We start from the raw sequence: 2,462 nt of genomic DNA, 5'->3' as shown, positions 1-2,462 counted from the left end.
TGTCGGCCGCGTTTGCCGGTCGGCGCAGCATCCCAGATCATCTCGGGATCGAACCAGATTGTCAGCGAGCCTCGACGCTTGAGCGCTTCATTATAGGCTGGCCAGTTCCTGGTCTTGTAGGTCGGGGGTGTGGGTCTGCTCATGTCGTCCAGCTACCACGCTGGATTCACGACATGAATCCCTCACAGGATTTGTGCAACAGAGCCATTTCGGAGAATAAACATCTTGGGGTGTCTTGGCAGCGAGTTGTGTAAACGAGAAATGTGGCGAAGGGGCTGGGAGCGGACGAATGCACCCGCGGCGAAGGTCTTGCTCGGGGCGCGGCAATTTGGGCTCAGAGCCGACTTCGGATCCGATGCAGCATGTTGTAATATGTTGCCTTCGTCAACGTCGGGTTGTCGATTTGGGAGGGCGTGGTGGATCGGAGGATCCATCATGGAAACATCAAACTTACCCGCCATCCGCGCCTTGCGCCCAGCTTGGAACAAAGGCCGGATCGTCGGCCAGAAAAGGCCGCTCAAGCCCAAACACGTCTGGGCGATCAGGGTGCGGCTGGAATTGGCCGAGAACCACCGTGATCTGGCCCTCTTCAATCTTGCCATCGACAGCAAGCTGCGCGGCTGCGATCTGGTGAAGATGAAGGTGGTCGATGTCATGGCATCAGGCCAAATCAAGGAACGCGCGTCGGTCTTGCAGAGCAAGACGCAGAAACCTGTGCGTTTCGAAATCTCTGAAGGCACACGAGTATCGCTTGAGAGGTGGATGCGTGATCCTCTTGTGGTCGGATCTGAATACCTGTGGCCTGGACGTTTTCACGAACGGCTGCACATCTCGACCCGGCAGTACGCGCGGATTGTCCGTGAGTGGGTGACATCCATTGGCCTGCAGGCCAGCGCCTATGGCACGCACTCGATGAGGCGCACAAATGTCACGCAGATCTACAAGAAGACTGGCAACCTTCGGGCAGTCCAGCTGTTGTTGGGCCATACCAAGATGGACAGCACTGTCAGGTATCTCGGCGTCGAGCTCGAGGATGCGCTTGCGATCGCCGAAGCTATTGAATTCTGAGGGCGAGGGCCGTCTCCGTAGACGGCCCAAATGTATGTACCGGCTGCTGTTCGCAAATGATTTTCTGGCATGATCTCGGAAGTCGCTCATATGTATCCGGCCTGTTGATCGACACGCGGGTCGTGGCCTTGTTGGGGTTACGCACGCGCCGTGATCTAATTAGCGGAAAGGTCCACAAGGACCGAATGGGCCGTCAGATTCTGGGGGCGTAATTGTTCCGTTCCATGCTTTCGATCTGTCGCGAACTCCTTTGGGCCGTCTCGGCTCAGATGCCGACAGCGACCTCGTCTCGTGGTGCGTCAAACGCGGTTCTGTGTCTCAGGATGCTCCAGGCCATGCGTGCCAGTTTGTTTGCCAGCGCCACGGCCAGCTTGTTCCTGTTCATTCTTTCCGATGCCCGGATCAGCCAATCACCAAAGCTGAAATCCTGCCATCGATTGGCCCGCATGAGGATGACCTTGGCAGCCTGAACGAACAGCATCCTCAGGTATCGACTGCCGCGTTTGGAAATGCGGCCGAGCACCGTTCGTCCGCCGGTGCTGTATTGTCTGGGAACCAGGCCGATCCATGCGGCGAAATCCCGTCCGCGCCCGAATGCCTCTCCCGTGCCAATCGCCGCAACCATGGCCGTCGAGATCATTGGTCCGATACCGGGAATGGTCATGACGTTGACGCAATTCTCCTCGGTCCGACTGATCTGTTCAATCTCCTTCGAAACGGTTTCGATCCGATCGTCCAACCAGAGCCAATCGCCATACAGGCCAATCAGGATGGCCCGCATGCGCGGCGAGATCTCGTCTTTGCGTTCCTCGAGGATCACCTCGAAGGAGTTCTTCAAAGCCCGAAGCCCTTTGCGCACCGTGATCCCTTGTTCAATCAGGAAGGCGCGGATCTGGTTGATGGTCGCGGTCCGGCGCGACACCAAGCGGGACCGCACCCGATGCAGGGCTTGCAGGTCGAGCTGGTCCTGGTTCTTCTCAGGCACGATCGGCAGGTTCGGGCGCAGCGCCGCCTCCGCGATCGCCTCGGCATCATTGTAGTCGTTCTTCTGCCCCTTGATGAAAGGCTTCACGTAGATCGCGGGGATGATGCGCGGCTCAAAACCAAGCTGACGCAGGGTTCGACTGACGAAATGAGCGCTCAGGCAGGCTTCCATCCCGACGATGCATCGCGGCAACTTCTCGAATGTCGCGACGAGTGCCGATCGCTTGATCTGCTTGCGCAACACCAATTGGCCATCGCAGTCAAACCCGACGAGGTGGAACCTATCCTTGCCGATGTCGATCCCGATGGACATCAGCTGATCGAATGTTTTCTTTTCCATGCTACTCCTCCAACTGGCAGAAATAGGCACAGCCTAACCTGCTGGGTGAAGCAGCCGGTACATCCCATTA

Annotated in this window: 2 protein-coding genes and 1 pseudogene; 1 reads left to right on the top strand and 2 read right to left on the bottom strand. The window is 57.6% G+C overall.

The window, feature by feature from the left end; translation table 11 throughout:
* Positions 1 to 143: pseudogene (locus tag ACP16H_RS26405) on the bottom strand (IS5/IS1182 family transposase); the annotation flags it as partial.
* 292 nt (positions 144 to 435) lie between these two features.
* Between ACP16H_RS26405 and ACP16H_RS26400 the strand changes: the two are divergent.
* Positions 436 to 1,068: a tyrosine-type recombinase/integrase gene (locus ACP16H_RS26400; RefSeq protein WP_425075110.1), complete on the top strand. Its 633-nt coding sequence runs from the start codon at positions 436 to 438 to the stop codon at positions 1,066 to 1,068.
* A 265-nt stretch (positions 1,069 to 1,333) separates the two neighbouring features.
* Here the strand turns inward: ACP16H_RS26400 and ACP16H_RS26395 are convergent, their stop codons facing one another.
* Positions 1,334 to 2,392 carry an IS110 family transposase gene (locus ACP16H_RS26395; RefSeq protein ID WP_425072468.1) on the bottom strand — a complete coding sequence of 353 codons (1,059 nt, stop codon included), beginning with the start codon at positions 2,390 to 2,392 and terminating at the stop codon, positions 1,334 to 1,336.
* Positions 2,393 to 2,462 lie beyond the last annotated feature (70 nt).

Source organism: Sagittula sp. S175, assembly GCF_049800975.1.
In the GTDB taxonomy this organism is placed as follows: Bacteria; Pseudomonadota; Alphaproteobacteria; order Rhodobacterales; family Rhodobacteraceae; genus Sagittula.
The sequence above is the reverse complement of the archived record's forward strand: the minus strand, read 5'-3'. Positions and strand labels throughout refer to the sequence as shown.

Excerpts from the sequence above, each read along its gene's own strand:
- ACP16H_RS26400 (WP_425075110.1), top strand. The coding sequence starts at position 436 with ATGGAAACATCAAACTTACCCGCCATCCGCGCCTTGCGCCCAGCTTGG.
- ACP16H_RS26395 (WP_425072468.1), bottom strand. The coding sequence starts at position 2,392 with ATGGAAAAGAAAACATTCGATCAGCTGATGTCCATCGGGATCGACATC.